The following is a 26,430-nucleotide window of genomic DNA, read 5'->3' as shown; positions in this document are numbered from 1 at the left end:
CATGCAAGCCTTGCGCCAGTTGGGGGGAGGCGTCATCATCGCCATCGTTTCCATCGTTCTGGTTATCGGGGGAGTTTCGCTCGCCATCGCCGAATCCGCTTCGCCGCCCACGCAATCGATTCCCGTCTTTATTTCACCCACCGCGCCTGTGACCCTTTTCACCCCAACGTTGCTTCCGCTCCCCACCTCGTCTGAAACCTCGACCAGCGCGCCCGCATTGACAAACACGCCAGCGGCAACGTTTACGATCATTGCGCCTTCAGCCACCACCTGCCCGCCGCCCCCAAGCGGCTGGACTCCCATCGTTGTCTCTTTTGCCGATACCATTTATACCCTCGCGCAAAAATACGCCACCACCGAAGACGCTTTAAAGAACGCCAACTGCCTTGCCTCGGTGAACTTACAACTCGGCGCAACTCTCTATGTTCCGCCGGTGGCATCGACCGCCGTCGTTGTCACGTGCAGTCCGCCATTTAACTGGGTGAAGAGACACGTCGTGCAACCCGGCGAAAATTTATACCGCATCGCCCTCGCGTATGGGTTGACCTACCCGCAGTTACAACAAGGCAATTGCATGGGCGCTTCCATTACTATTTATGTTGGGCAGTTATTATGGGTTCCCAACATCCCCACACTCACCCCGCTCCCCGGCGCAACGGCGACCATTCGCCTCTCCACCTCTACCGCCTCGCCAACCCCGACCCAAACCTTCGTCTCCACTGCCACCCAAATGCCTACCCTCACCGCAACATTTATGCCAACGGCATCGTCTCAACCGACGATCACAAACACCGTTCCTCCCGCGCCCACAGTCACGCCATCTCTCACCCCATTCCCTTCGCCATCGCCCTCCCCATGAACTTCAGCCGACAGATCATACTCGCGACACTGTTGCTCGCCGGGTGTGGGACAACCGCATCGCCGTCGCCGACCCAACCTTCCTCGTTTTTCGATTTGGTGACGCCCGCGCCCAATCCATCCGCGACCCCGACTCCCTTCCAGCCGTTGCCGCTCGGCGCGACAAGTTTTTTCATTCCCGCGAACGACCCGCTTCTTCTCACCAGTGCGGCTGATTCAGCCCTTGCCACATCATCCCTGCCCCCGGAGACTCCCACCCTGCTCCCCACCATCGACGCAGTTGTGTTGAACAACACCATTGCGCCACAACCGACCTTCGATAGTCAGATCTTCAACAATGGGCAAAATACGATCAATTTTTTGCTGATCGGCTCCGATCGCCGTTCTCTTACCGGTTCGACGCGCACCGACACCATGGTCATTGCGATCCTGCACCCCACCGAGGGACAGGTCTCGCTTATTTCCATTCCGCGAGATCTGTGGGTTTCGATCCCGGGCTTTGAAAACAACCGCATCAACACGGCGTATCAGGTTGGGAAATCCACCGACTACCCCGGCGGCGGACCCGGCTTGCTCAAGGAAACCATTCAGTACAACCTCGGCATCCGCATCGATCACACTGCCCTCGTAGACTTCAACGGCTTTTCCGATATCGTCAACACCCTGGGCGGCGTGGATGTGCCCGTCTCATGCGCCTACACCGATTGGCGGCTGATCGACCCAAGTTACGACCCTGAAAATGAAAACAACTGGTACTTGCACACCGCCGAGCCCGGCGTCATTCACATGGATGGCGACCTTGCCCTGTGGTATGCCCGCTCGCGCCAAAAATCGAATGATTTCGACCGCGGGCGCAGGCAACAGGAAGTCCTGCGCGCGTTGTTCACCCAAGCCTTGCAAGCCGGAACGCTGACCCGCATCCCTGAACTGTACGAAAACCTGAAGGATTCGGTTGAGACCGATCTGGGCTTGGGAGATCTTCTACAACTCTCAGTCTACACTCCCAAGATGACGAATGCCGACATCCGCAGTTACTACATTCGCCCGCCTTACGTTAGCTCATGGATCACCGACGGAGGAGCGTACGTGTTGTTGCCAGACAAAGACCGGCTCTCGCAATTGATTACCGAAGCGCTCTCCCCTCCGGTGAAGGTCGCAGAGAGGCAGGCAGTCACAATCGAGGTGATGAACGGCACCTCCATCCCCGGTTATGAAACGCTCGCGGCGACGCGTCTCAATTACGCCGGCTACGAAACCCGCATCATCCCCTCCGACCGGCAGGACTATGGCTCGTCGGTCTTGATCGATAAGACCATTGTGCAGGATACCGCCTTTAGCGCCCCGATCCTCAGCGTGATGGGATTACCGCCAAACAGCCTGATCTCCGGCGCAGACCCAAACAGCGGCTCGAACTTCCTTTTGATTTTAGGGTACGATTACGAACCATGCTTCAAACCAGAGAGTTTGGGGCAATAAACGCTTTGATAGACGCTTCCCTATTTCCGAGACAATCCATTCCATAACCAGGAGACATTACCATGACCGATAAACAAGCCATACTACCGGAAGGCGCAAACCCCATGGGACCTTATTCGCCGGGCATCGTCAGCGGCGGATTTTTGTTCGTGGCCGGGCAGGTGGGGCGCGCACCCGATGGAACCATCGGCGCGACCATCGAAGAGCAAACCCGTTTCACGCTGGAAAATATGCGCGCTGTCTTGCATGCCGCAGGGTGTGACCTCAAGGATGTTGTGAAGGCGAACGTTTACATCACCAAGCCGGAGTACCTGCAAGCGTTCAACCCGATCTACATGGAATATTTCCCCGTGCCGCGTCCCGCGCGCGCCACCGTGGTCGCCGCCCTGGTGGATGAACAATTTCTGATCGAGATCGAAGCCATCGCAAAGTTGCCGTAAAGCGGCGCATCGAGAAGGCGGTTGCCCGAAGCGACCGCCTTCTTTTTTTCTCAGGATGATAAGATACCAAACATGGATGCAAATCGTTTTGCTACACACAGCCTCAACGACCCGCGCATCTTGCGAATCTTGTCTGCGGCGTTGAATGCGGTTGACCCATACATTGCGGTAAAAAGTCATTTGCCGAGTGTGGCGGGCGATGTGTACGGTCTCGCCGTTGGAAAAGCCGCCGTTCCGATGATGACCGCCCTAGCCGAATCGATTCCGCTTGCGGGCGCGCTCGCCATTAGCAAGCACGCTTCATCCGCTTCGACTTCGGTCTTCGTCTCCGCTGTCGCTCCGCTCAGACCTCCGCTCAGCGCGGAAATGAGCCAGTTTCCCCTCCTCCTCAGCGGACATCCCATCCCCGACGCGCGATCCGTCCACGCGGGCGAACGCGCGCTTGAGTTTGTTGCTTCTTTAAAAGAAGAAGACACACTCATCTGTTTGATCTCAGGCGGAGGCTCGGCGCTGATGACCGCGCCGGTGATTCCGCTGGAGGAGTTGCAAACGCTCACCGCTTTGTTATTAGCATCGGGCGCGACCATCAACGAGATCAACACCATCCGCCGCCACTTGGACCGAGTCAAAGGCGGAGGCTTGGCGCGCGCGACGAAAGCCAACATCATCAGCCTGATCCTCTCGGATGTGATCGGCAATCCGCTCGAGGCTATCGCCTCAGGTCCCACCGCCCCCGACCCAACCACACGCGAAGATGCTCGCGCAATTCTTGAAAGATACGCGCTTATCCAACCAACAATTCTCCAATTCTCTAATTCTCTTTTTGAAACTACTAAACCCAATCACCCAACATTCTCCCGCGTCCAAAACATCATCATCGGCGACAACAGACTCGCCGCGCAAGCCGCGCTCGAACAAGCGCAACGCGAAGGATTTGATTCGGAAATACTCACGAACGAATTGCAAGGCGAAGCGCGTGAAGTTGGCGTGATGCTGTCAACTAAACTGCGCGACGAAGCGACGAAACGCCCGCGTCCGTTTTGCTTGATCGCGGGCGGAGAAACAACTGTAACCATTCGCGGTAATGGCAAAGGCGGGCGGAATCAAGAACTGGCGTTAGCCGCTATCAATGAATTGCGCGATGTACCCAACGCGATGTTGATCGCATTAGCAACCGACGGCGAGGACGGTCCCACCGATGCGGCGGGCGCGGTTGCCACAGGCGAATCGGCTGAAAGGGCGATGAGGCTGGGGTTGAGCGAGGCAGACAGCCTGTCGAGAAATGACGCGTTTCCGTTCTTCGAGTCGCTTGGCGATTTAATCCGCACACATCCGACAGGCACAAACGTCAACGATTTAGTTTTCTTATTTTGGGCGGGTGGGTAAATCGGAAAATCTTCATTGACAGGGTTCTAAGGGTGGGCTATGATTAGTTTGTTGCCCCAACATACTAACAATGAAGAAAACAACTGATCAAGCCTTCTTTCGAGAGACGAATTTATCTCTGGTTCTGAGGAACATTCATAATGACGCGCCTCTTTCGCGCGCCAAGTTGGCAGTGATGACCGAGTTGAACAAGTCGACTGTTTCGAGTTTGGTCGAGGATTTACTTGCGCGCGGGTTGATCCATGAGATCGGAACGGGCACGATCGGCACCGGGCGCCCCGCCACCCTGCTGGAGATCAACCCCAAGGCTGGGGGAATTATCGGCGTGGAGTTGGGTGTTGATTTTGTGGCTGTGGCATTGATGGATTTTGTCGGCACAACGCTCTGGAGGCGCAAAGAAAAGGCGGACCCTTTCGAGGAGAAGACCAAAACCATCAAGCAAACGTTGGACCTGGTGGATGAGGCAATGACTCGTTGCCGCGCTTTAAACCTTCGTTTATTGGGCTTGGGGCTTGCCGCGCCGGGCACCGTGGACTTGAAGGAAGGGGTGATGGTTTTTTCGCCCAACTTGCGCTGGCATAATGTTCCATTGAGAAAAATTTTCTCCGAGCATACGGGGCTCAAGGCATATATTGAAAACGATGCGAATGCCGCTGGAGTAGCGGAGCATTTATTCGGCGTGATGAGGCAGACAAAAGATTTTCTTTTCATCTATGCCGGCGTTGGGGTGGGAGGCGGTCTCTTTTTGAACGGCAAGTTGTATCGCGGTCACAACGGGTATGCCGGTGAGATTGGTCACATCCCCACCCTGTCGGAGGGAACGGGTGAAGTGTGCCTGTGCGGCAACCCAAGTTGTTGGGAAACACGGGCGAACCAGCGCGCCCTGATTCGCCGCGTGGAGGCGGGTTTGAAGAATGGACGCTCCAGTCTTGCGCAAAACCTGATGTTGGAAAAAAACGAACCGGCGCTTTCTGTGGAACTCATCAAACAAGCCGCTGATGGCGGCGATGAGGTGGCGCGCGAATCGTTTGACGAGGTCGGCCGCGCGATGGGGCAGGGAATCGCCGGGCTGGTGAATATCTTCAACCCGGAGAAGGTGGTCATTGGCGGCACCTTGAGCGCGGCAAGCGGGCATTTGCTCCCCGCGCTGAAAGAAGCCATCTCGCAACGTGCTTTGAACGATGTGTTGAAGAAGACGGATGTGATCCCATCTGTGTTTGGAGACGATGCCAGTTTGTTTGGCGCGGTCGCGATTGTTGTGGAAGATATCATGTGGAATCCATCGAGTGTTGAAAGGAGGTGATGTTGAGGCGTGAGGAAGAACTTGAGCGTATCCGTGTCGATCAATCGTGTTTCCAATTTAGATTAGGAGAAGAAGTATGAATAAGAAACTGTTTTACCTATTGAGCGCGTTGATGATCGTTTCCATCGCGCTGTCATCCTGCGCGCCCGCGGCCACCGAGGCGCCCCCAGCCGCAACGGAGGCGCCCGCAACGGAAGCGCCTGCGACCGAAGCGCCCGCCACCGAAGCGCCCGCCGCGGCCGATGAAGTGGAAGTGTTCTCATGGTGGACCGGCGGCGGCGAAGCGGCTGGTCTCGAAGCCATGATCAAAGTGTTCAACGGCACAGACCCGAACATCGAATTTATCAATGCGGCTGTAGCCGGCGGCGCAGGCACGAACGCGCGCGCGGTCCTTGCGACCCGCTTGCAGGCTGGCGATCCGCCCGATTCGTGGCAGGGTCATGCGGGTCAGGAACTGATCGGCACTTATGTTGCCGCCGGTCAGATCGAACCGCTGAACGATCTGTATAAAGCCGAAGGCTGGCTCGATGTGATGCCCGAAACGTTGATCCCATTGATCTCGCAGGATGGCAATATCTATTCCGTGCCGGTCAACATTCACCGCGCGAATGTGCTGTGGTACAACCCGGGCTTGCTCGAAGCCAACGGCGTGGCAGTGCCGACCACCATGGATGAATGGTTCGCGGCTATGGATACCCTGCAAGCGGCAGGCGTTCAGCCTCTCGCGCTCGGCGAACAATGGACGAAGATGCACCTGTTCGAAACCGTCCTGCTCGGCACGCTTGGTCCCGATGCCTACAACGGTCTGTGGGATGGCTCCACCGATTGGGCCAGCCCAGAAGTAAAGACCGCTTTGGAGAATTACGCCAAAGTGTTGAGCTATGCCAATAGCGATTCCGCTTCGTTGACGTGGCAGGATGCCTCGCAACTTGTGGTGAACGGCGAAGCCGCGTTCAATGTGATGGGCGACTGGGCGGCTGGCTACTTCATTGAGTTGGGCAAGACCGCCAACACCGATTACGGTTGGGCGGCGACTCCGGGCGCGAACGGCGTCTTCCAGTTCCTCTCCGATTCCTTCGTCCTTGCGGTTGGCGCGCCTCATCACGATGCCGCGCTCGAATGGTTGAAGGTGGCAGGCTCAAAGGAAGGTCAGGAAGCGTTCAACCCGGTCAAGGGTTCCATCTGCGCCCGCACCGATTGCGATAAATCGCTGTTCGGCGAATATCTGCAATCTGCCATGGACGATTGGTCCTCCAACACCGTGGTCGGCTCGTTGACTCACGGCGTGGTTGCCAACGACTCGTGGAAGACCGAGATCGATACGGCGCTCGGGCTGTTCCTCGCCAGCGGCGATGTGGACGCGTTCCAGTCCGCGCTCGCTGCGGCTTGCGCCAGTTCTGGTCCCTGCAAGTAGGTCTAGTGTTAGAATTGCTGAGGCTCCACGCGGAGCCTCAGCAATTTTTTATCGCCACCAAGGAATGGATGCGCTATGACAAAAGACAAAGACCGCGTTCTGAACATCATCCTTGTTTCCCCGTCCATTTTGGCGGTATTGATCTTCGTCTATGGATTCATCGCCTGGTCGGTGCGGGTTTCGTTGAGTAAATGGAAAGGCTTGAACCCGGACTATACATGGAACAGCATCAACAATTATATTGAACTGTTCAAAGACCCGCGCTTTGCCGTGGATGTGAAGAACACATTGATCTTTACGGGGGTATTCGTGATCGGCAGTCTGACGCTTGGATTTTTACTTGCCGTCATGCTCGACCAGGGTTTGAGGGGCGAAGGGTTCTTCCGCAGTCTGTTCCTTTTTCCGATGGCAATTTCTTATATCGTGACCGGCGTCGTCTGGCGCTGGTTGATGAATCCCGCCATGGGTTCGCGCATGAGCGGGTTTAATTTGTTATTTACAAATCTCGGGTTGGATTCTCTGGTCAACGCGTGGCATACCACTCCGCAGTGGGGCATGGCGGCGATCGCGCTCGCGGCGATCTGGCAGATGTCTGGTTACACCATGGCGTTATACCTTGCCGGGTTGCGCGCCATCCCGCAGGAACTCAAAGAAGCCGCGCGCATCGATGGAGCCAGCGAAGCGCAGATCTATCGCCACATCATGATTCCCCTTCTCGCGCCCGTGACGCTTTCCGCCCTCATCATTCTGGGGCACATGTCGTTGAAAGTGTTCGACCTCATCGTGGCGATTGCCGGGAAACAACTCCAACTCGACGTTCCCGCCATTTATATGTGGCAGGCAACCTTCGACGGCCTCTTCTATGGGCGCGGCGCGGCGATCGGTATTATCCTGCTTCTCAGTGTGGCGATCCTCATCATTCCCTACATCCGATACACCCTCAAAACGGAGGCGCAATCATGAAATCTCTACGCCTTTCCAAGAACTGGTTGTACCTTCCGTTGATCGGCATGGCGATCTTTTACCTGATCCCCATGTATGTGATGATCATCACCGGCTTCAAGGCATTCGATGAAATTAGCCTGAAGACCATGTGGGACCTGCCGCGCGGCATCGCCTTCGATAACTATATTGAAGCGTTTGCAAAATTATCACCCTCGCTGTGGAACAGTTTTTTGATGGTGATCCCAGCCACTCTCATGTCGTCCGCGCTTGGGTCATTGAACGGGTTCGTCCTCGCCAAATGGAAATTTCGCGGCGCAGACGTGATCTTCCCGTTTATTTTGTTCGGCATGTTCATTCCGTATCAAAGCATTCTCATTCCACTTGTGCAGTTCATGAACGCGGCGGGCATCACCGGCTTGCCCGGGCTGGCAATGGCGCACATCATTTACGGCATTCCCATCACTACGCTTACATTCCGAAATTATTACGCCAGTCTGCCGCAAGAACTCCTCGAAGCCGCCAAAATAGACGGCGCGAGCATGTTGGGAATTTACCGATACATTCTCCTGCCGATCTCGCTCCCAAGTTTTGTGGTGGTGTTGATCTGGCAGTTCACCTCCGCGTGGAATGACTTCCTCTTCGCGGTGGTGCTGACCGGCAACACCGAATGGCCCATTACAGTCGCATTGAACAACATGGCAGGCAGTCAGATCATCGCGTGGAATGTGCAAATGGCAGGCTCGCTTCTCGCCGCGTTGCCGACGCTGTTGGTCTATATCTTCCTCGGCAGATATTTCCTGCGCGGCTTGCTGGCTGGATCGCTGAAAGGCTGAAACACGATCTCGAAAACAGAAGACCTCGCAAGGGGTCTTTTTGTTTGACATTTCATCCTGCCTCGTCTACACTTCCGCCATGCTTGCTCGCGTTTTCTCATGCGCCGTGATTGGGTTGGAAGGCGTCATCGTCGAAGTCGAAGTGGATTATTCGAACGGCTTGCCCGCCGTTATCATCGTCGGCTTGCCCGATGCCGCCGTGCAAGAGAGCCGCGAGCGCGTGCAGACCGCCGTCAAAAATGCGGGCTTGCATTTTCCCCGTCATCGCATCGTTGTCAATTTATCGCCCGCGTCGATCCGCAAAGAAGGACCCGCGTATGATTTGCCCATCGCGCTCGGCGTGATCATCCTTTCGGGTCATCTGCCGCACGACGTTGTTGAGAACACGCTCATCGTCGGCGAACTTTCGCTCGATGGAGTCGTGCGCCACACGCGAGGAATTCTCCCGATGGCGGCAACCGCGCGCGCTAATGGATACAAGCGGATGTTCGTGCCTGAGGCGGATGCGGGCGAAGCGGCTTTGATCCCCGATCTCGAAGTGTTCCCCGTGCGGACGCTTGCGGATCTTTACAACCATTTATCTGGTCGCAGTTTACTTCAGCCTTATCAACCCTCGAGCAGTGACGCGCTCGAGCCGTTGTACACGCCCACAGATTTTTCCGAGATCAAAGGACAAGACCACGTGAAGCGCGCGCTCGAAGTCGCCGCGGCTGGCGGACATAATGTGTTGATGGTTGGCTCGCCCGGCGCGGGAAAAACTTTATTGGCGCGCGCCATGCCCGGCATTCTGCCTGAAATGTCCATCGAAGAATCGTTGGATGTGACGCGCATCTATTCGGTCGCCGATCAACTCCCCGCAGGGACTCCGCTCATCAGACATCGTCCGTTCCGTTCGCCGCATCACACCATTTCACACGCGGGTCTGGTGGGCGGCGGGAACATCCCCAAGCCCGGAGAAATATCGCTCGCGCACAGGGGTGTTTTGTTTTTAGACGAGTTCCCCGAATTCGGAAGCCGCGTTCTCGAAGTGATGCGCCAACCCATGGAAGATAAAGTCGTCACCATCAGCCGCGCGAAAGGCTCACTCACTTTCTCCGCAAACTTTCAATTGATCGCGGCGATGAATCCATGCCCGTGCGGCTACTATGGCGATTCGCAAAAGCCCTGCACCTGCGCACAGGGCGTGGTGACCAAATATCAAAAACGCATTTCAGGTCCGATGCTCGACCGAATTGACATCCACATCGAAGTCCCGCGCGTGGATTATGAAAAGTTAAGCGGAGATCGTCTCGGCGAATCCAGCGAATCGATTCGCGCGCGAGTCCAAGCCGCGAGAGACATTCAACAAAAACGTTTTGCGAATAGCAAATCCGATATTATTTGCAACGCCGATATGCGCGTGGGCGAGATTCGTCAGTTTTGCAAGTTGCAGGATGAAGGTCAGAGTTTGATGCGAGCGGCGATGAGTCAAATGAATCTATCGGCGCGGGCGTATCATCGCATCCTCAAACTCGCCCGCACGATCGCGGACTTGGCGGGGAGCGAAGACATCCAATCCGTGCATTTGGCGGAGGCGTTGCAATACCGTCCGAAGTTGATGCAAGGCGTGGGGTGAGGGGATGAGTCACAAGGTCAACGATCTGTTGCCTATGAAGCAGGTATAATCTAATTCAATAACAGGAGATACTATGCTGACCAGCGTTCAAGGAGTGTATCGTAAGGGCAGGATTCAATTGACTCAAAAGCCGAAGAATATCAGCGATGAGACCGTTGTCATCGTGACGTTTCTCGATTCCAAGCCAATTGACTTGCGCAAGCGCGGCATCACCAAGGCAAAGGCGCGCAAGTTACGCGCGAAGTTGGCAACTTTTGCAGAAGATTGGGAAAGCCCTGAAATGAGCGCGTATGACAACTACCCCATTAAAGCCTGAACGATGAGAACGATCTACAAGGCATTGAAACACACGCTTGGTTTGTGAAGCGGTCATTCATACAAAACGGTCTCGCGGACGTTACGCCGGAGACCGTTTTCATTTCGACTCGTCCACTTCGACAGGCTCAGTGCGACGTCCACTCTCCACAAATCCGACAATTGCAAAGCTATATTCATTCTTCTTAACCATCGACATTTAACATACTTCTGAAACAAACTTACAATGATGGGGTAGGACTCTTCACAATGCTTACTTGTCAAAGACTTTAGCAAAGTACAAAATGCTGTAGATCAATCCGTTAAGCAAAGAAAACAAGTTCTCAGATGGCGCCAGGACTGATGTATATGTTTTCAAAGTTGCATAAGTTACTCCCCATAACAGGAAGAAAATGATAATAGCCTGCAGAACATTCACAAGTGTCACTTGTTGGTCTTCATAGAACGCTGGAAGTGGTTTCTTCAGAGGTTCCCTTTCGGCTTCAGTCATGGAATAACGTTTGTAAAGACCTCTATAGACCACTATGTAAAAAAACAACCATATCAATATTCTCATCAACACAGGCTCATTCGATGGCGCTAACAGTACCACACCAAACGCAATACTTACCAGGAATACATAGTAGCGAACTATGTTTCTTAATGCTTTTTCGAAAGTCATCAATTACCTGCCGCTTTATCTTATTTTGCTATCAAATATTTACCTGTCAAAAATAGTTATACTTTTACCAGCGCCTCCCCCCGCATAACAACAACCAGATCCACCTCCAATATATAAAGTCGTGGGGACCATCCCATAAGCTGGATCGACATGAAGCATAGTTCCATTATCATGCATTGGTGCCACAACAGATACTGACACTGCGGGACCAGCGGCAACCGTACCTCCAAAGACTTCAGCTTTTCCTGCTGTAACATCTTTGACATTAGACGAACCCCAACCGAACAAAACTCCACCCGAAAATGAAATCTCTCCACCAAACCCGCCGGAATACGGTTCCAATGTGAAATCTGCATTGCTGTCGTTCTCTCCAGATCGGAAATTGTGTATCCAGTTCACACCTAAGGCGCCTGAGGGACCCCAAGGTGTACCAGTAGGAATTGAGAATTCTCCTTGAAGCCGAAAACCAAAGTGGGTTGGAATAATCACATCAAGCATAGCTCTAATATCTCCATCAAAGGCTCTGTCCATGACAGTTGGGCTGGTAGTTGCACTTTGATCTTGTTGAAAAGTGGGAGGTGTAATTAGAAATAAATCCTCAACAACCTCTTCTCTTGCCTTTGGCTTGTAGCCGTCTTTTTGTAGCTGACAGGTTAATTCGCCAGGATAACAAGGGATACCCCCACCAGCCTCGTCATATTCTTTATGTCCCGTCGGGTCACTGAATCGAATCGGGTTATTCAGCACATACCCGAATCGGTTCATGCTTTGTGGATTCGCAGGATTCGGAATAATCGAATCCGGCTGCAAGAACCTCCCCAACCCAACCGAATAAAACCGCGCCTTGTAATCCATAATCCCGCCCATGCCGTCGTCCAATTTGCGTTGACCGGTGTAGGTAAAGTCCGTGCCAAGGATGGGAGAGTTGGGAATCGTCCGCGCCGCGCCGAAGGGGAGATACCTCTGTTGGGATGTTAACGTGCCAGATTGATTTGTGACTGCGACGGTTGAGCCGAGGTGGTCGGTGAGCAGGTATTGTAATCCCGTTCCATCGTGGACGGCAACCATCATCCCTGCGATGGAGTAGTATTTCTTGGTTGCGCCATCCTTTACTTCGAACTGTCCACCCATGAAATAGGAAGTGGTCGAGTCGGGCGTTCCACTCGTCCCTGTGAAGTGGGCCGTGCTGACGCGGACTCCATCCCCATCATAGGCAAACGACCACGATTCGACGATGGTTCCCGTGGCGCAGTCGCCGGTCCGCTTGGCGGATGTAGCAATTGCCTACCTCACGGTAATTGAAATCTTACATTAGTTGGCGCACAAGCAGTACCTTGACTGCGAAATGTTTCGTAGAATTGACTTATATCTGTATTCGTAAGTGTATCTAAAGGTTGGAATTCTATATGTGGACGAACAACGGAGAGAATCTCCATCATCTGATCCGGCGAATAAGTATCTGACTGGAACAAATACAGATCAGGCGATACATTTCTTGGGCAGATATGAATGATTGAATTGATAGGCGTCCCATTCGCGGAAAGAATTGCAAAGAAGCCTTGGCGTGGATATAAGAGAGCTAGATTAAACCATGTGGTGAGATCAGCAGTTAGGGGTATTATTTCGATCTGAATACCTTCTGGCATCCCGTATTCCGTAAATAGTTGATTAATCCGATAAGGTGTGGTGAGTCCGGGATCAAGATGGATGCTTTTTACCAAACCATGTTCTAACGAAAAGGAGATAGAAGCTGGCGATTTGTAATATTCAACAACTACGCCTCCTAATGATTCGCTTCCGTCATACCATTCCCCAAGAGGAGCCAAAAAACGTTTAGCCGCATACTGGCTTGTTTTTCCCGGAATAATGCTTCCCCAACAGGGCAACTTGCACCTCGCGTACAAGGAATCTATCATAGCGGTAATACTGTCAGACTCGATCGTTGGCAAGTCGGTTTGGACGGGCAGAGGTGTACGGGTAGAGGCAAAAGTTGCAGTTGGCTTTCTTGTGGGTGGCGCTGTGGCTGTACGAGCCAAAACTGGTGTTGAAGAGGCTTGTGGCGAAGAGGCAGTTCCTACTGGATTCGTATCTTCTGTGGGAGCGGAGAGGCATCCAAGTGGCGATGTCGCTGTTACGATCACCAAGATGACAATTATTATTCTATGGGCAGTTGGCTTGTTAATCATGGCAAATATCCAGGCATGTATTGATTTAGCCAATCAATGCGTGCGTTCGCAGCGGTCTGAGATGATATACTATCAGTTGCCCATCCGCCTTGGATCCAGTGAACAAACATGTCAGCAAATATTTCACTCTGTGAAATATCGTCACTATGCTGATAGACCCACTGTGTACCGAACCCGTCCCGATTGGCAGCCAAATCTGTTGTCAACGACCATGCGGGTCCATAAGCTCTTCCGCTTCGATCCGATACCCAGGTATTTAGGTTATTGAACATGTGCCCAAGCTCATGAATCACCAAGTTGGTATTTTTTAACTGAGTATCTCCGGTCTGATAAAAATCTCGGAACATAATTGTATGTTCTTTTTTCCCTGATGTTATGCCTAATCTCTCGCAGCCTGAACACCCCCAAACAAAATCTATTCCATAGTGATAGGATTCTTTGAATGCATCCGATGTGGAAATTGGCGCCGATTGTGAACATGTTGATGTAGGTCCGCTCATATTTTCCAGGCAAGATTGATAAGCGCTGTCTGCGGCTGAATTTCTTTCATTTTGTAGCTTCTTGGCAATATTGTAAACAGCCAGCATAGCTATAGCTCTATTTGTGACACTCCAACCCGGGTTGAAGCTAATGCCATAAAGTTCCGCCATATCATCAACAGTGTATTGCCTTCGCCCAAGGTTCTCTTCACAGCTCTCATCACACATATAGGTATGACCACTAGGATCTCTGTAGAAGATCGGCCGATTTAATACATATGAAAATCTATTGAAGCTTTGCGGGTTCACTGGGTCAGGGATTATGCTATCCGCCTGCAAGAACCTCCCCAACCCAACCGAATAAGACCGTGCCTTGTAATCCATGACCCCGCCCATGCCATCGTCCAGTTTGCGTTGACCGGTGTAGGTAAAGTCCGTGCCGAGGATGGGAGAGTTGGGAATCGTCCGCGCCGCGCCGAAGGGGAGATAGCGTTGTTGGGATGTTAATGTGCCAGATTGATTTGTGACTGCTACGGTTGAGCCGAGATGGTCAGTGAGCAGGTATTGTAATCCCGTTCCATCGTTGACGGCAACCATCATCCCTAGGGTAATCGCATTTGAAAATCTCGAGGCTCAAAACACGGTGTTTTGCCTTCGAAACCGCTAATCTTCGCCAGTCTGCGCGAATTTTTCCGAGATAGATTAGCGTGAATTCGTGAGGATTAGCGGACAAAAAATCCAAATGCGATTGCCCTACCATCATCCCTGCGATGGAGTAGTACTTCTTGGTTTTTCTCTACCGTACAAGAATGAGGGTTTCCAAAGGATGAAAACGGAAAAGTGGCTGAAAATCGAGGCGTTGTTCTAAAGCATAAAGGACATGGATACGTTGAAATTCCGCCCTGTCGGGTTTATGCCCGCCAGATAGAGAACAAAGGCTAAAAGAGCATGGACACCCCTTGTTAGGGGTGTTCTCGTTTAATACGTTCTCGCGCCAATCTATCTTCTTTTTGCTTCAGTTTGATATAAGTGAGGATGTGCCAGATGAATCTATCCGCGCGGGCGTATCATGGGACGGCTTTTCCCTCACAATCAGACATTCAACTCAATCCACCACGATCACTTCATACGCCGCCGCTGTGGATTCAAACGCCAACAGCGACTCGCGCTCGCCGCGAAGGGATTCGGATTTCAATTGCGGATCGGCGAAAGCGTCCAACGCATCGCGCGACTCCCAAAACGAGAGCAGGATGATGCTGGTAAATTCATCCTGCGGCTGCCGCAACACCCACACGTCACGGCAGCCGCTCGCGGCGCGATAGGCGGGGATCACCCGTTCACTCACATAGTGAAAATATTTTTCAATGACAGACGTGCGGGCGATCCCGCGCCAAATTCGCGCAAACATCGGTTGGACCTACAGATAACGCGCGACAGCCATTCCCAGCATGGCGACGATGAGCAGGACGAACTCGAACCGATACGCCTTCATCAACGACGACTGCAAGCGGTTCATCTCCTGGACTTGAGATTGATTCGGCGCGCTCTGCGCAGACTCGATCTCCGCCCCGAATTTTGCGATGCGTTCCTGCATCCTGCCGAAGACCGCCACTCCCAGCGCGTACGAGGCGAGCGCCGCCACTGCGCCGACGGTGAACGCGAAGCCTGCGCCCGTCGTCCAGATGAAACTGATCCCGCCCGCGAAGAAGCGCGCGTACAGCAACGCGCCCGAAAGCACGGTGACCGTGGTAACGAGTCCCATCATCGCGCCGAATTTCGGACCGAGCGTTTGCAGGAATTTCTGTCCCGCAGGATGAAGCGAACGCGCAACGGGGATGAGCAACAATAGGTAGAGCGTCGCGCTCCCCACCCACATGATTCCCCCGCCGATGTGTAACACGCGCAGGATGAGGATGACATAGAGGTTGGATAGGATAGCCATGAGTTTTCTCCTTTGGTAATTTTTTTCGATGCGCGCATTATGGCATTCCCGTTCAACCTTTTGGTCTGGATTATCCCCACAAAAAACCGTACAATTTTTGTGCCGCAAAGTTCACTTTGCGAGGTGTGCGAACTTTGCGATGTGCGCACAAGATGAATCTTGCGGTACTCACACCTCGCGCGTACGCCACCACTCGCGGAAGGTTTGACACAAACCATCGTCGTCAAACTCAACGATGAACACACAATCCAGCGCGAGGCGTTTGCCCGATTCGATGACCGTGAATTGCGATTGCCAGCGAGCCATACCCGAATGACCGTTCACGGAGAGAATCTCGAAGGTGGATTCTTTGTCCCTCAAATTTTGCGCGCCTTTATTCCAATAATCGAAGATGGCATCGCGCCCAATCATGGGTTCAGCGAAGGGTGTTTCGTAATACGCGGCATCCTTCGCAAAAAGATTAGCCGACGTAAACGGATCATCCTCCGCGCTGGCGCGGCCATACGTTTCCATCCATTGCTGAAAGTGAGCGTGAGTCAAAATGTTCATATGGTTACTCTTGATCACGCCAAGCCGAGGACGAGTCCCATCTACCCGCCTGCCAATCCGAGGATGACCAGCGGAACCATCACCAAACCTGGGAGTCCTTCCACGCCATGCACGATGACCGCCATCCAATTACTGCGAAAGCGTCGCGCGGGCCAACTGTATGCCATGTTCGTGAGGATGACGCTGGGGAGCGCCCAGGGTTTGTGCAGGTGATAAAAGCCGAAGAGAACGGCGTTTGCCGCCCAATCGTACTTCCCGAAGACTCCCTGCATTTTGGGCAACAGCACGCCGTGCCAGAGGAACGCCTCACCCAGAAAATAGTTGAAGAGATGACTGACGAGCAACACGCCAAACAGCCACCATTGACCATGAAATTCGGGCGTCGCCAGTTGACTCATTTCATAGGGAGGCTTGAGTGTTGGGAACAGCCAGCCCATGGGCGCGTCCACATACCCGATCAGCACAAAGCCAACCACGCCGTTGTAAATCAGGGCGGGAATCAACCACCAATACAATTTTGGATTCGGCTTGTCGGTCTTCGGGTCGCGCGGAGTTTGAAGCCATAACCGCTGGCGGATGGCGCTCCAGCGCAACGTGCCGAGTTCGCGATATGTGATCGCGAGCGCCACGACGAACTGCCACATCATGCCCACGATGATCAATAACCAATACGTGACGCCAGGATGCAACGGCACGCGAGGAATGACGATGGGAGAGACCACCCAAACCAACACTACCATTGGCAGAGTGACGAGCGCCCAGATTCCGAGGATCTGCCAGAGGGTGTATTGATCCGTCGTCGCAGTGGAAACTTCCTGTACTTTGTTTGTTGAAGCGAGTTCTTGCGTTGACATTTGATTCTCCTTTTTGTTTTACATTTTGTGTAGTTGGCGTTCTCTAACGCCAACAGGCGCGTAAGAGAACGCACGCAAAGTGAACTTTGCGGTACGCCTTAATATCTCCAGCCCAACAAATTCCATTGATTCAAAAACCAGACAAACGCAACGGCAGCGAGAGTTACTAGCGTGTAATAGATTCGGTAGGCGGAGCCCCAGTAGCGATCTTTCCAGGCAAGGATGCAATAGACTACTGCGGCGACGGTCAGCAGGGCGGAGAGGACGCCGAGTCCCAGCGTGAGTTTGTAGGCGAACGGGATTCCGAACACGATCTGCTCGCCCCACATCACGTTGCCGACGATGAACAGCAGGTTGAGGAGGCTGACGCCAACGATGAGTCGCGTGGCGACGCGGATGGAGGGAGAGAAAGGCTGAGGGTCAGCGACCAGCCGTCGGTCCCGAATGAAGCGGATCAACGTCACGATGAGCATGGAGAGGAACAACAGCAGGCTGATCATCAGCAAGGGCATGTTGAATCCGAGCGTCTCGTACCACGGAACTTTTTCGAACGACATCATCGGCGTGAGATCGGTGAAGAGGTAGACGATGCGCCCCTGCTCGTCTTCGCGAAACGCCACGTGATAGGCGCTGTCTACAAAACGGAAGTAAAGCGGCTCTTCCTCGACGATGCTCCAATTGCCGAACGGCGACTCGAGCAGTAACGTGCCGTCGCCAGGATTTTTGACGTTGATGGTCGGACCCATGAGGGCGAAATATTTTTCGAGCGTGGTGTATGAACTCATCGTCCATTTGTACGCGCCGACGAAGCGGTCAGCGCGTTCGTTGAAATCGGCTGGCGGTTGAATCGATTCGACGGCGGGCGCGGGATAGTAATGATCGAAGAACGCGCGTTGAAATCCGAAATGCTGTCGGTTGAGTTCGCCCGCGCCGAGACTGTTGTACGCGACAAACACGCCGAGGTTCTCGTCGGGCAAAAGCAGCAGCATGGATTCCATCGGCTCGCCGCTTCCGCTGTGACCGATCACGCGTTGACCGTTATCGTTGAATTCAAAAAATCCATAGGCGTTGCCCAGGATACGCGGGTCGGGAGCGAATAAAACGCTTTGCATTTGCCGCGCCGTTGATTCTTCCAAGATACGAATCTCGGTGGATGCGTCGCCGTAGAAGCCGCCCTGCAAGTGCATGATCATGAAGCGCGCCATGTCTGTTGCGGTGGAGCGCATGACGCCAGCGGGGAAGAGGTCTTCGGGAGATAACAATTGTGGAAATATTTGATACGCGTCCTCCTCGTACATGTATCCCAACGATTCACGCGCGAGCAATTCGGGCGGCGTGGGATATTGCGCGGTCGTGCCGTTCATGCCCAATGGGGCAATGATGTGTTCCTGCACATATTCGCCATACGATTGTCCCGACACGCGCGCCACAATGTATCCTGCCAGCGCGGCGTTGTAATTCGAATACGCCGCAACTTCACCAGGCGGACGAACCCGCGCAGGGATGTGCGACACCAGCCACTCGCGCGGCGACGCCAGATTTTCTTCATCCAACTTCACCAAATCCGCATGAATATCTTCAAAGCCCGATGTGTGAGTCATCAAATGGCTGAGCGTGATCGGTTGCGGATACGTGTCCGCGATGCGAAAGTCAAGATACGTGTTGATGTCCGCGTCCAGATCCAGTTTGCCCTGCTCCACGAGTTGCATCACCGCCGTCCACGTGAACAGTTTGGTGATCGAGCCAAGTTTGAACATCGTCTGTTCGGCGTCAACAGGGATTTGATTCTCAAGATCAGCGTAGCCATAGCCTTTGGCGAAGAACAACTGACCATCTTTGACGACTGCGACCGCCGCGCCTGCGATGTGATTCTCTTCCATGTGACGCGCGAACAGTTCGTCCATGAACGCTTCCATCTCCGCCGCGTCGCTCGGACCTTGAGCCTGATTCGGCGAAACGAACATTTTCTTGCCCTCAGCGACTCCGTCCGCCGCGACGGGCGCGGTCAGCGACATCAGCAACACAACTAAAAGCGTAAGAACATAAACCTTATGTAACACTGTGGATTGATTTTTGATTTTCATTTTCATATTCCTGCTTATGAGAGAACGCCAAACGCGGACAACGCGCCCAACAGCGACAACAGCACAATGACGGCAGTTACGATACCCAGCGACCAGTTGAGCCAGCGCTTCTCAGGATGGTTGACCCAATAATGAGTCGTGAAGGCGAGCAAACCCGATTGGATGAATATCTCAGGGAAGTTGACCACATGGAACCAGGAGGGCAGAACGGTGTAGATCATCCCTTCGATGGAACTCGGCGCGGCGCCAAAGGGCGAGAGAATGCCGACGACGGTCAGCGCCAGCCACAACGTCAGCCAGCCGCGCTTGTGCGGAAAGACGCTCTCACGCAGGGCGTAGAAAACAATCCCGAACAGAAGTCCGCGCAGGATTTGAAAGAACGGTCCCGCCATCACCAGCGGATGATCCGTCTGGCGTAAATAGCCCGCAACTGCGGGGTCGGCGTATTTTGCGGTGTAATCAAGAAGAAAGAACGACAATACGCCGACGATGAAATATGTGACCGTATGAACAGCGGCAGTTTTCAGCGTGATGGATGCGAATGATGGTTGTTTCATTGATTCTCCTTAGCAGTGAATGTGTAGTGGGCGTTCTCTAACGTCCGCCTATCTGGGTCGGCACGAACCACGCGCACAACGCGCCGAAGATTCCAGTGGAGATCGAAGTCTCCCAAAAGTGAGACAGGCTAATTTCCGCAGGCATGAGCGGATTGGCAAACGACAACTGCGCGGTGGGAAGCAATGCGAGCGCGAACGCGGAAAGCGCGACCAGTTCCACGCGTCCGCCAGAGAAACCTTTGAAGAGCGGAATCAGGCACAAAATCCAGACAAAGCCGCGGGCATATTGGAAGAAGGGCATCTCAGGCTTCGACATCAACGTAGTCAGAATCTGATTCGAAAAGGAATTCAACTCGGCGGGACCTCCGTAGAAGAGGCGCAGTTCCTGCGACTGCCATGCGACGTAATATCCGAACAGCAGGTAAATGATGAAGTAAATCCCTGCCAGCCACGCGCCTGCCTTGACTGTCTTATCCGCAACGACGGTGAAGTTTGTTGAAGCGCGTTCCTTGCGCGAGAATCCGCCCGTCATCCAAACGAGCAAAAGGACGAAGAGAGCGGACGAGATCGCGCCGCGCAGGATGATGTGATACAACTCAAAGTTGCCGTGCAAAAGCGGAAAGGCGGAGATGAAATAACCCGTCTCGATTTGCGTCTGGAAAGTTTGCGCGCCGAACAAGAGGACGAACAATTGACCGAAAAGCGCAAATCTCTTTAGGCTGGAACGCCGTGCCGCCCACAACAGGACAGCCGCGATGACAGCGCCAGTGAAGAGCATCGCCGCGCCCTGCGGCATGAATCCTGATTCGGGAATCTCCTGCATGATGAACGCGGGGAGCGGAGAAAGCATGTCCGCAATGATCATGCTGGCGATGAAGCCGACGGACGCGCCAAGCCATTGAAAGAACACAGCCAGCAACGATTTGAATGAAGATGTTTTTGCGACGGGCGTCGATTCGAGCGAGATGGTTTTCATGGGTACTCCTTTTGGTTCTGTAAAAATTCTCTTCAACCACGAAGGACACGAAGTACACAAAGGGATTGAATCTGTTTAGCTTTCGATAGGCTCAGGACAACCCTTCGTGACCCTTGGTGCCCTTTGTGTTTAAGTCAGTTGTCCTGCAAACTCACGAGCGCCAGCGCGGCGAGTCCCATGCCGAGCATGGACACGCTCGTGTTGACATCCAGCGTCTTGAGCGTGGACATTACAATGACGGCAACGCCCATCGCAAGCGCAACGCCTTTCAATGCGATCTTGGTGATATTTTTAGCCATGAGATTCTCCTTTGCCATACTCGCATTAAAGCATTCTCCCTATCTCGTTTGGTCAGAGTTGCCCGTACAAAAAGCCGTACAAAATCCCAAAATAAATTAAAATGCTCATATGAGCGAAGACCTGCCCTTCGGTCTCTGGCTAAAGAAACGCCGCAAAGCGCTCGACCTCACGCAGAGCGCCCTGGCAGACCGCGTCGGATGCTCGCTCGCCACCATCGAAAAAATCGAATCGGAAGAACGCCGCCCCTCGATGCAGATCGCGGAGTTGCTGGCAGACGCGCTGGAGATTCCGACGAACGAGCGCGAAACTTTTTTGCGGATCGCCCGCCGCCTCAAATCTGACGTTGGGCTGGCTTCTGTTTCCCCGATCCTTTCCCCGCCCCCAAAAACGAACGTCCCCATCCCGCCCACGCCGTTGATCGGACGCGAATCCGAACTCGACGGAATCCGTCACCTGCTGGCGAATCCCGAATGCCGCCTCGTCAGCCTCACTGGTCAAGGTGGAATCGGCAAGACGCGGCTTGGGATCGAGTTTGCGATCCGTCAGCGCGATTCATTCCCAGGCGGAGTCTATTACGTGGCGCTGGCTTCCATCAAAACCCCCGACCTGATCATCCCCGCGATTGCCGACGCGTTCTCCTTTTCATTTTCAGGACCGCTCGACACGAAGGAACAATTATTCAATCACCTCGCGCGGACGGCGAATCAACCAGCGTTGCTGGCGTTGGATAATCTCGAACACCTGCTGGGAGAGTCATCCGTTGCGACAGATTTAATCGCCGAGATTCTCCAGCGATTTGCAACGATCAAAATTCTTTGCACCTCGCGCGAACGGCTCAACCTGCAAGGCGAGTGGATGTTCGACCTGCGCGGCTTGCCCGTGCCGCCGCTGGAACACCTCGATCAAATGGAAGAGTACAGCGCGCCCGCGTTGTTCGTCAACTCGGCGCGGCGCATCAACCCCAAATTCCAATTGACCGACGCGGACAAGCCCGCGCTCTTCCGCATCTGCCAACTGCTGGAGGGGATTCCGCTCGCGCTCGAACTCGCCGCGGCATGGACGGGCATGCTCGCCTGCGCGGAGATCGCCCGCGAGATCGAATCGAACATGGATTTCCTCGCCACGTCCATGCGCAACATCCCCGAACGGCATCGCTCCTTACGAGCCTCCTTCGACCATTCATGGCGGCTCATCTCCGATGCGGAGCGCGACGCGCTCAGCCGACTCTCCATCTTTCACGGCGGCTTCGACCGAACTGCGGCGGAAAAAGTCGCGGGGGCGAATCTGCCTCAGTTGTCGTCGCTCGTCTCAAAGTCGCTGGTGATGCGGGATGAGTCGGGACGATACAGTCTGCACGAAGCGATTCGTCAATATGCCTATTCCCATCTCGAAGAAGCCGAGCCGTGTTGCTGCCAGACCTGCGATCGTCACAGCGACTTCTATTTAAATTTTGCCGCCGAATATGAATCGAAATTGAAAAGCGCGTTACAACAAATCTCCATGCGCGAAATGACCGCCGAGTTGGATAACCTGCGCGCCGCATGGGAGTGGGGCGTCAACAATAAAAAGTTTGAAACGCTTGGGAGATCCGTCCGCGCCTTTGGCTGGTATTACGAAGTCTCAGGCATGATCCGCGACGGCATCACGCAACTGGCGCTGCTCGCTAAGGCGCTGAACGAACAGGAACGCGGCGCGCAAGCCATCAGGACTCTCGGCGCGTGTTATGTGCAACAGGGCTTGCTGTATTTCCGCAGCGGGCAATTCGCGCAAGCGCAGGGACATTATGATCAGGGTATTGACCTTCTTCGTTCAGTGGACGCGCAATCCATCCTCGCCGACGCGCTCATTTTCAGCGGCGCGCTCAAACATCTCAACGGCGATTATCTCGAAGCCAAAGCGCAGATCGTCGAGGGACTGGCTTACGCCCGCGCGATAAAAGACGACTGGTTCACCGCCTATGGCATTTACAATCTCGGTCACGTGGACAGTTTGATGGGCGATTGTCAAAAGGGCTACGATCAAATGATCGAAGGTCTCGCGCTCTTCCGCAAAATCGGCGACCCACATTCCATTTCGCTCGGCTTGAACTTTCTTGTAGATACGCAGATCGCGCTCAAAAAATATGAAGAAGCGAAAGCATCCATGCGCGAGAGCATCGCCCTGTGCGAGCAGACGCAAAACCGCTGGGGCAAAGGCACGGCGCATCGTTATCTCGGCCTCGCCATGCTCGCCGACGGTCAATACGACGAAGCGCGCGATTGCTTCCAAAAGAGTCTCGAGGTCTTCGGCGAATACTTCGAAGGCTGGGACATTTCCATCACCCTCACCTATCTCGCCGATGCGACCCTGCTCTCAGGCGATGAAACCGAAGCGAAAACAATTTACCTGGACTCACTGCGACACGCGCGCCGAATCAACTCCGCCCCGCTGATGCTGCTGAACCTCGCGGGACTCGCCCAACTCGAATCCCGCCTCTCTCCCGATGTCTCGACGCGGCTCGACACAAGCGTTGCGGCTGGGTGGCTGACCCTCATCCTGAATCACCCCGCAGCGACTCAGGAAACCCGTCAACGCGCGCGGGAGCTGCGCGCGAAACAAAAACAGCGCGTCTCTGCGAACGCGCTGTCGTTGGATGATACGGTGAATGCGATCTTGAAGTGATTGCGCGAAAAAAATTCCTAAAGCGGCGATCCAGTCCGCGCATTTGGCGGAGGCGTTGCACGCTTCGTGTTCGTCCGAAGCGGGCAGCAGGGTAAGTATCTAGTATTACCCGTTCAACTTGATCAACTTCATTTTCATAGCGGAAAGTACCGCCTGGGTCCGGTTGGGCTGTTTCATCTTCTCGAGGATATTCTTGGCATGACTACGCACCGTTTCCTCGCTGACGCCCAATTGAACAGCGATTTGCTTATACGTGTTGGGGGTCGCCATCCAATCAAGGATTTCCATTTCGCGCGGTGTAAGCAAAAGAAACGGCGCGATCTGCGGTTGAATTTTCCCCAACACTTTTTTCATGACAGCAGGATGCAAGTATGCCTCTCCATTTACCACCGCATGGATGGCGCGCACCAGTTCGGCAGGTTCGATATTTTTGAACACGTAGCCTTCGATGCCAACAGAGAGGAGGTCGAACACGCGGTCATCCACTTCTGTACCGGTCAACATCATGATCTTTATTTGTGGATCCGATTTTCGCAACGCGAGCGCCATCGCCTGCCCATCCATTTCAGGCATGACCAGATCCACAAGAGCGATATCAGGATGGAGGCTTAGCGCGGTTTCCAAGCCGACTCGTCCGTTCTCCGCATCGCCCACCACATCCAGATCTGGTTCCAAACGAAGAACCATCGCCAACCCTTTGCGGACGACGGCGTGATCGTCCACAATGAGGATGCGGATCGAGTCAGGCATGCTGATCATCTCCGTTGATGGGCAGGTTGATCATGATGCGCGCGCCATTGTTTGTCTGGCTGGCGATCTCGCAGTCGCCGCCTAACGCGCGGGCTCGCTCTTGCATGCCTTGCAAGCCAAAATGTTCGCGGCTCTGACTGCGCGACAATGCTACGGTCGGGTCAAAGCCTTTGCCTTGATCAGAAATATCGAGGAACACTTCGCGGCCGGCAATGGTCAGGCATAGACGCGCCGAGTCTGCCCCTGAATACCGCGCAGAATTTGCCAAAGCCTCCTGCGCCATTCGATAGATCGCGCGGCGCAAGCCCGAGGGCAGGGAATTGAAATCGCCGTGATGGTTGAAGATGATGCTGAACGAACGCGGACGACAGCAACTGCTGATGTAGTTCGAAAGGTCAGCCATGAACAATTCAATGGTCAATGCAGAGGGCCACAAGTTAAAGATGGAACGACGCACTTCTTCATGCGCGCTGTTTGCCAGCGCGCGCAACTCGATTAGTTCCTTTTTTACATCGTCCGCTTTCTGCGGAAGCATGGTTACGCACGCGTCGAGCGAATAGATGATGCCGAAGAGCGATTGCGCGACCGTATCATGGATATCGCGCGCGATGCGGTTGCGTTCGGTCTCGACGGCGAGGCGCCGGGCGCGGTCGATGCACAAGATGGTAGTACCAAGCGCAAGAGCGGCCTGATTCGCAACCATGGTGATGGCCTCTTCGCGTTGGCGCGTCAATTCCGTCCCCTTTTCCAGTTCCACCAGTAAAATCCCAACCGCATGTTCGCGAAGTGAAAGAGGGTAAACGTACCATTGACAGGTTTTCAGCCAAGAATTCAGCGCAATTTGGTTGATGAGTATTTCGCCGCTTGTTCCCGTTGTAAACGATTTTCGATCCAACAACGCCTTGAAGATCTCGCCGTTTTCTGATTTGAGCGGGAGGGGCTCAATGGATGGAAAGGATGAATTAACGGGATATAGCATCCAGCCACCCATTTCTTCGCGAGCAGGGTCAACCACGCTAACAACCGCTCTACGGAAGCCTAATCCGGTTGTCACCGCGCCAAGCACTCGTTGCTGCACAGAGATCAAATCGGGCGCGGCTTGAAGCAGAACGGTCAGGTCGTGAATGACCTTTAATTGGCGGTGAGCAATGGCAAGGTTTTCATGCTTTTCCGCAAGTTCATCGCGCGCGGCGGATAGTTCGTCGCAGGCACGATCTACCTCGCTGAGTAAAACTGCTGGATAGGCAAACAAAGCCGGGATCAACCAGATGCCTGCCAGTTGCGTGATGAGCGTAACGCTTTCAGGAGGTCCCGAGTCGGTTAGGCGGCGTGTAATGGCATCGGCGGCAAAATAGAGAGGCGTAAAGGATGCCGCCGCTCCGAGCGCCCCGCGCACCTGAAAAAAGAATGCGCCTGCCAACAACGGGCTGAGTGTGTATAAATAATAGGGACTACGCGAGCCGCCGCTGATTGCCAGAACGAGAGCGCAGAAAATCAGATCAATGCCTATGACGAACGGTTGCTCTGTGACAAGCCTGTTTAGCGAACGATTAAAGAGGGTGATGATCAGATTGACAAGGACAACCAATAGAAAAGTCCATAGTGGTGAAAAGACGGAATGCGACTCGCTCCCTCTTCTTTGAATTAGGATCAGCAGCGCGGGGATGAGCGAAACCCAGCGAAAGAACACGAGGAACGGGAAGATGCGGTACGAGTGGAAGAGCATCTTAATCTTTGCCATGATATGGAGATTATATTCTCAATCCCCCGCGCGGGGGAGGCGTGGCTCACTCGTTAACGGGATGGCGCGAAGCCGCCGGCGAGGTTATCATCGTGGCAATCAAGG

Annotated in this window: 24 protein-coding genes; 11 read left to right on the top strand and 13 right to left on the bottom strand. The window is 53.9% G+C overall.

What is annotated here, in order from left to right; genetic code table 11:
• Nucleotide 1: 1 nt before the first annotated feature.
• The 10 genes from AC16KF_RS13580 to AC16KF_RS13535 all read left to right on the top strand — a co-directional run bounded on the left by AC16KF_RS13580 (nt 2) and on the right by AC16KF_RS13535 (nt 10,586).
• Nucleotides 2–859, top strand: coding sequence for a LysM peptidoglycan-binding domain-containing protein (locus AC16KF_RS13580; RefSeq protein WP_484037867.1), 858 nt, complete (start codon nt 2–4; stop codon nt 857–859).
• Complete coding sequence (locus tag AC16KF_RS13575; protein ID WP_484037866.1) at nt 856–2,334, top strand: LCP family protein; 1,479 nt, start codon at nt 856–858, stop codon at nt 2,332–2,334. The genes AC16KF_RS13580 and AC16KF_RS13575 overlap by 4 nt, the downstream gene beginning before the upstream one ends.
• A 62-nt stretch (nt 2,335–2,396) precedes the next feature.
• Nucleotides 2,397–2,774: a RidA family protein gene (locus tag AC16KF_RS13570; protein ID WP_484037865.1), complete on the top strand. Its 378-nt coding sequence runs from the start codon at nt 2,397–2,399 to the stop codon at nt 2,772–2,774.
• Nucleotides 2,775–2,846: 72 nt separating this feature from the next.
• Complete coding sequence (locus AC16KF_RS13565) at nt 2,847–4,160, top strand: glycerate kinase type-2 family protein (protein WP_484037864.1); 1,314 nt, start codon at nt 2,847–2,849, stop codon at nt 4,158–4,160.
• Nucleotides 4,161–4,230: 70 nt separating this feature from the next.
• Complete coding sequence (locus AC16KF_RS13560) at nt 4,231–5,463, top strand: ROK family protein (protein WP_484037863.1); 1,233 nt, start codon at nt 4,231–4,233, stop codon at nt 5,461–5,463.
• 76 nt (nt 5,464–5,539) lie between these two features.
• Nucleotides 5,540–6,877, top strand: a complete 1,338-nt coding sequence (locus AC16KF_RS13555) for an ABC transporter substrate-binding protein (RefSeq protein WP_484037862.1) — start codon at nt 5,540–5,542, stop codon at nt 6,875–6,877.
• Between the two features lie 75 nt (nt 6,878–6,952).
• Complete coding sequence (locus tag AC16KF_RS13550) at nt 6,953–7,840, top strand: carbohydrate ABC transporter permease (protein WP_484037861.1); 888 nt, start codon at nt 6,953–6,955, stop codon at nt 7,838–7,840.
• Nucleotides 7,837–8,655: a carbohydrate ABC transporter permease gene (locus AC16KF_RS13545; protein WP_484037860.1), complete on the top strand. Its 819-nt coding sequence runs from the start codon at nt 7,837–7,839 to the stop codon at nt 8,653–8,655. The genes AC16KF_RS13550 and AC16KF_RS13545 overlap by 4 nt, the downstream gene beginning before the upstream one ends.
• Before the next feature lie 79 nt (nt 8,656–8,734).
• The gene (locus AC16KF_RS13540; RefSeq protein WP_484038044.1) at nt 8,735–10,270 is read left to right on the top strand and encodes a YifB family Mg chelatase-like AAA ATPase; all 1,536 of its coding nucleotides are present in this window, start codon (nt 8,735–8,737) and stop codon (nt 10,268–10,270) included.
• 73 nt (nt 10,271–10,343) lie between these two features.
• The gene (locus tag AC16KF_RS13535) at nt 10,344–10,586 is read left to right on the top strand and encodes a hypothetical protein (protein ID WP_484037859.1); all 243 of its coding nucleotides are present in this window, start codon (nt 10,344–10,346) and stop codon (nt 10,584–10,586) included.
• A gap of 699 nt (nt 10,587–11,285) precedes the next feature.
• On the opposite strand, the gene AC16KF_RS13530 is transcribed toward AC16KF_RS13535, so the two are convergent.
• The 11 genes from AC16KF_RS13530 to AC16KF_RS13480 all read right to left on the bottom strand — a co-directional run bounded on the left by AC16KF_RS13530 (nt 11,286) and on the right by AC16KF_RS13480 (nt 21,172).
• Entirely contained in the window at nt 11,286–12,377 is a 1,092-nt protein-coding gene (locus AC16KF_RS13530; RefSeq protein ID WP_484037858.1) for an RHS repeat domain-containing protein, read from the bottom strand.
• A gap of 158 nt (nt 12,378–12,535) precedes the next feature.
• Complete coding sequence (locus tag AC16KF_RS13525) at nt 12,536–13,432, bottom strand: hypothetical protein (RefSeq protein ID WP_484037857.1); 897 nt, start codon at nt 13,430–13,432, stop codon at nt 12,536–12,538.
• Entirely contained in the window at nt 13,429–14,511 is a 1,083-nt protein-coding gene (locus AC16KF_RS13520) for an RHS repeat domain-containing protein (protein ID WP_484037856.1), read from the bottom strand. The genes AC16KF_RS13525 and AC16KF_RS13520 overlap by 4 nt, the downstream gene beginning before the upstream one ends.
• Before the next feature lie 505 nt (nt 14,512–15,016).
• Nucleotides 15,017–15,319, bottom strand: a complete 303-nt coding sequence (locus AC16KF_RS13515; protein ID WP_484037854.1) for an antibiotic biosynthesis monooxygenase — start codon at nt 15,317–15,319, stop codon at nt 15,017–15,019.
• A gap of 9 nt (nt 15,320–15,328) precedes the next feature.
• The gene (locus AC16KF_RS13510; protein WP_484037853.1) at nt 15,329–15,853 is read right to left on the bottom strand and encodes a hypothetical protein; all 525 of its coding nucleotides are present in this window, start codon (nt 15,851–15,853) and stop codon (nt 15,329–15,331) included.
• A 168-nt stretch (nt 15,854–16,021) separates the two neighbouring features.
• On the bottom strand, nt 16,022–16,402 hold the full coding sequence (locus AC16KF_RS13505; RefSeq protein WP_484037852.1) for a nuclear transport factor 2 family protein: 381 nt from the start codon (nt 16,400–16,402) through the stop codon (nt 16,022–16,024).
• A gap of 41 nt (nt 16,403–16,443) precedes the next feature.
• Complete coding sequence (locus AC16KF_RS13500; RefSeq protein WP_484037851.1) at nt 16,444–17,256, bottom strand: CPBP family glutamic-type intramembrane protease; 813 nt, start codon at nt 17,254–17,256, stop codon at nt 16,444–16,446.
• 98 nt (nt 17,257–17,354) lie between these two features.
• Nucleotides 17,355–19,340: a serine hydrolase domain-containing protein gene (locus AC16KF_RS13495; RefSeq protein ID WP_484037850.1), complete on the bottom strand. Its 1,986-nt coding sequence runs from the start codon at nt 19,338–19,340 to the stop codon at nt 17,355–17,357.
• A gap of 14 nt (nt 19,341–19,354) precedes the next feature.
• Complete coding sequence (locus tag AC16KF_RS13490) at nt 19,355–19,897, bottom strand: hypothetical protein (protein ID WP_484037849.1); 543 nt, start codon at nt 19,895–19,897, stop codon at nt 19,355–19,357.
• 37 nt (nt 19,898–19,934) lie between these two features.
• Nucleotides 19,935–20,873, bottom strand: coding sequence for a hypothetical protein (locus tag AC16KF_RS13485; RefSeq protein ID WP_484037848.1), 939 nt, complete (start codon nt 20,871–20,873; stop codon nt 19,935–19,937).
• 134 nt (nt 20,874–21,007) lie between these two features.
• Nucleotides 21,008–21,172, bottom strand: a complete 165-nt coding sequence (locus AC16KF_RS13480) for a hypothetical protein (protein WP_484037847.1) — start codon at nt 21,170–21,172, stop codon at nt 21,008–21,010.
• A 109-nt stretch (nt 21,173–21,281) separates the two neighbouring features.
• On the opposite strand from AC16KF_RS13480, the gene AC16KF_RS13475 reads away from it, so the two are divergent.
• Nucleotides 21,282–23,834 carry a tetratricopeptide repeat protein gene (locus tag AC16KF_RS13475; RefSeq protein WP_484037846.1) on the top strand — a complete coding sequence of 851 codons (2,553 nt, stop codon included), beginning with the start codon at nt 21,282–21,284 and terminating at the stop codon, nt 23,832–23,834.
• 105 nt (nt 23,835–23,939) lie between these two features.
• On the opposite strand, the gene AC16KF_RS13470 is transcribed toward AC16KF_RS13475, so the two are convergent.
• Together AC16KF_RS13470 and AC16KF_RS13465 are read right to left on the bottom strand one after the other, a co-directional pair.
• Nucleotides 23,940–24,584: a response regulator gene (locus AC16KF_RS13470; RefSeq protein ID WP_484037845.1), complete on the bottom strand. Its 645-nt coding sequence runs from the start codon at nt 24,582–24,584 to the stop codon at nt 23,940–23,942.
• A complete protein-coding gene (locus AC16KF_RS13465) occupies nt 24,577–26,325 on the bottom strand; it encodes a GAF domain-containing sensor histidine kinase (protein ID WP_484037844.1) in 1,749 nt (582 codons plus the stop codon). Before AC16KF_RS13465 ends, AC16KF_RS13470 begins: the two co-directional genes overlap by 8 nt.
• Between the last annotated feature and the right edge of the window lie 105 nt (nt 26,326–26,430).

The organism is Candidatus Defluviilinea gracilis (assembly GCF_057138825.1).
The sequence above is the reverse complement of the archived record's forward strand: the minus strand, read 5'-3'. Positions and strand labels throughout refer to the sequence as shown.

Coding starts and splice junctions, on each gene's coding strand:
- AC16KF_RS13485 (WP_484037848.1), bottom strand. CDS start 20,873: ATGAAAACCATCTCGCTCGAATCGACGCCCGTCGCAAAAACATCTTCA.
- AC16KF_RS13490 (WP_484037849.1), bottom strand. CDS start 19,897: ATGAAACAACCATCATTCGCATCCATCACGCTGAAAACTGCCGCTGTT.
- AC16KF_RS13520 (WP_484037856.1), bottom strand. CDS start 14,511: ATGATGGTTGCCGTCAACGATGGAACGGGATTACAATACCTGCTCACT.
- AC16KF_RS13500 (WP_484037851.1), bottom strand. CDS start 17,256: ATGTCAACGCAAGAACTCGCTTCAACAAACAAAGTACAGGAAGTTTCC.
- AC16KF_RS13515 (WP_484037854.1), bottom strand. CDS start 15,319: ATGTTTGCGCGAATTTGGCGCGGGATCGCCCGCACGTCTGTCATTGAA.
- AC16KF_RS13570 (WP_484037865.1), top strand. CDS start 2,397: ATGACCGATAAACAAGCCATACTACCGGAAGGCGCAAACCCCATGGGA.
- AC16KF_RS13475 (WP_484037846.1), top strand. CDS start 21,282: ATGAGCGAAGACCTGCCCTTCGGTCTCTGGCTAAAGAAACGCCGCAAA.
- AC16KF_RS13465 (WP_484037844.1), bottom strand. CDS start 26,325: ATGGCAAAGATTAAGATGCTCTTCCACTCGTACCGCATCTTCCCGTTC.
- AC16KF_RS13495 (WP_484037850.1), bottom strand. CDS start 19,340: ATGAAAATCAAAAATCAATCCACAGTGTTACATAAGGTTTATGTTCTT.
- AC16KF_RS13470 (WP_484037845.1), bottom strand. CDS start 24,584: ATGCCTGACTCGATCCGCATCCTCATTGTGGACGATCACGCCGTCGTC.
- AC16KF_RS13580 (WP_484037867.1), top strand. CDS start 2: ATGCAAGCCTTGCGCCAGTTGGGGGGAGGCGTCATCATCGCCATCGTT.
- AC16KF_RS13535 (WP_484037859.1), top strand. CDS start 10,344: ATGCTGACCAGCGTTCAAGGAGTGTATCGTAAGGGCAGGATTCAATTG.
- AC16KF_RS13505 (WP_484037852.1), bottom strand. CDS start 16,402: ATGAACATTTTGACTCACGCTCACTTTCAGCAATGGATGGAAACGTAT.
- AC16KF_RS13575 (WP_484037866.1), top strand. CDS start 856: ATGAACTTCAGCCGACAGATCATACTCGCGACACTGTTGCTCGCCGGG.
- AC16KF_RS13530 (WP_484037858.1), bottom strand. CDS start 12,377: ATGGGTGGACAGTTCGAAGTAAAGGATGGCGCAACCAAGAAATACTAC.
- AC16KF_RS13560 (WP_484037863.1), top strand. CDS start 4,231: ATGAAGAAAACAACTGATCAAGCCTTCTTTCGAGAGACGAATTTATCT.
- AC16KF_RS13555 (WP_484037862.1), top strand. CDS start 5,540: ATGAATAAGAAACTGTTTTACCTATTGAGCGCGTTGATGATCGTTTCC.
- AC16KF_RS13480 (WP_484037847.1), bottom strand. CDS start 21,172: ATGGCTAAAAATATCACCAAGATCGCATTGAAAGGCGTTGCGCTTGCG.
- AC16KF_RS13565 (WP_484037864.1), top strand. CDS start 2,847: ATGGATGCAAATCGTTTTGCTACACACAGCCTCAACGACCCGCGCATC.
- AC16KF_RS13525 (WP_484037857.1), bottom strand. CDS start 13,432: ATGATTAACAAGCCAACTGCCCATAGAATAATAATTGTCATCTTGGTG.
- AC16KF_RS13540 (WP_484038044.1), top strand. CDS start 8,735: ATGCTTGCTCGCGTTTTCTCATGCGCCGTGATTGGGTTGGAAGGCGTC.
- AC16KF_RS13545 (WP_484037860.1), top strand. CDS start 7,837: ATGAAATCTCTACGCCTTTCCAAGAACTGGTTGTACCTTCCGTTGATC.
- AC16KF_RS13550 (WP_484037861.1), top strand. CDS start 6,953: ATGACAAAAGACAAAGACCGCGTTCTGAACATCATCCTTGTTTCCCCG.
- AC16KF_RS13510 (WP_484037853.1), bottom strand. CDS start 15,853: ATGGCTATCCTATCCAACCTCTATGTCATCCTCATCCTGCGCGTGTTA.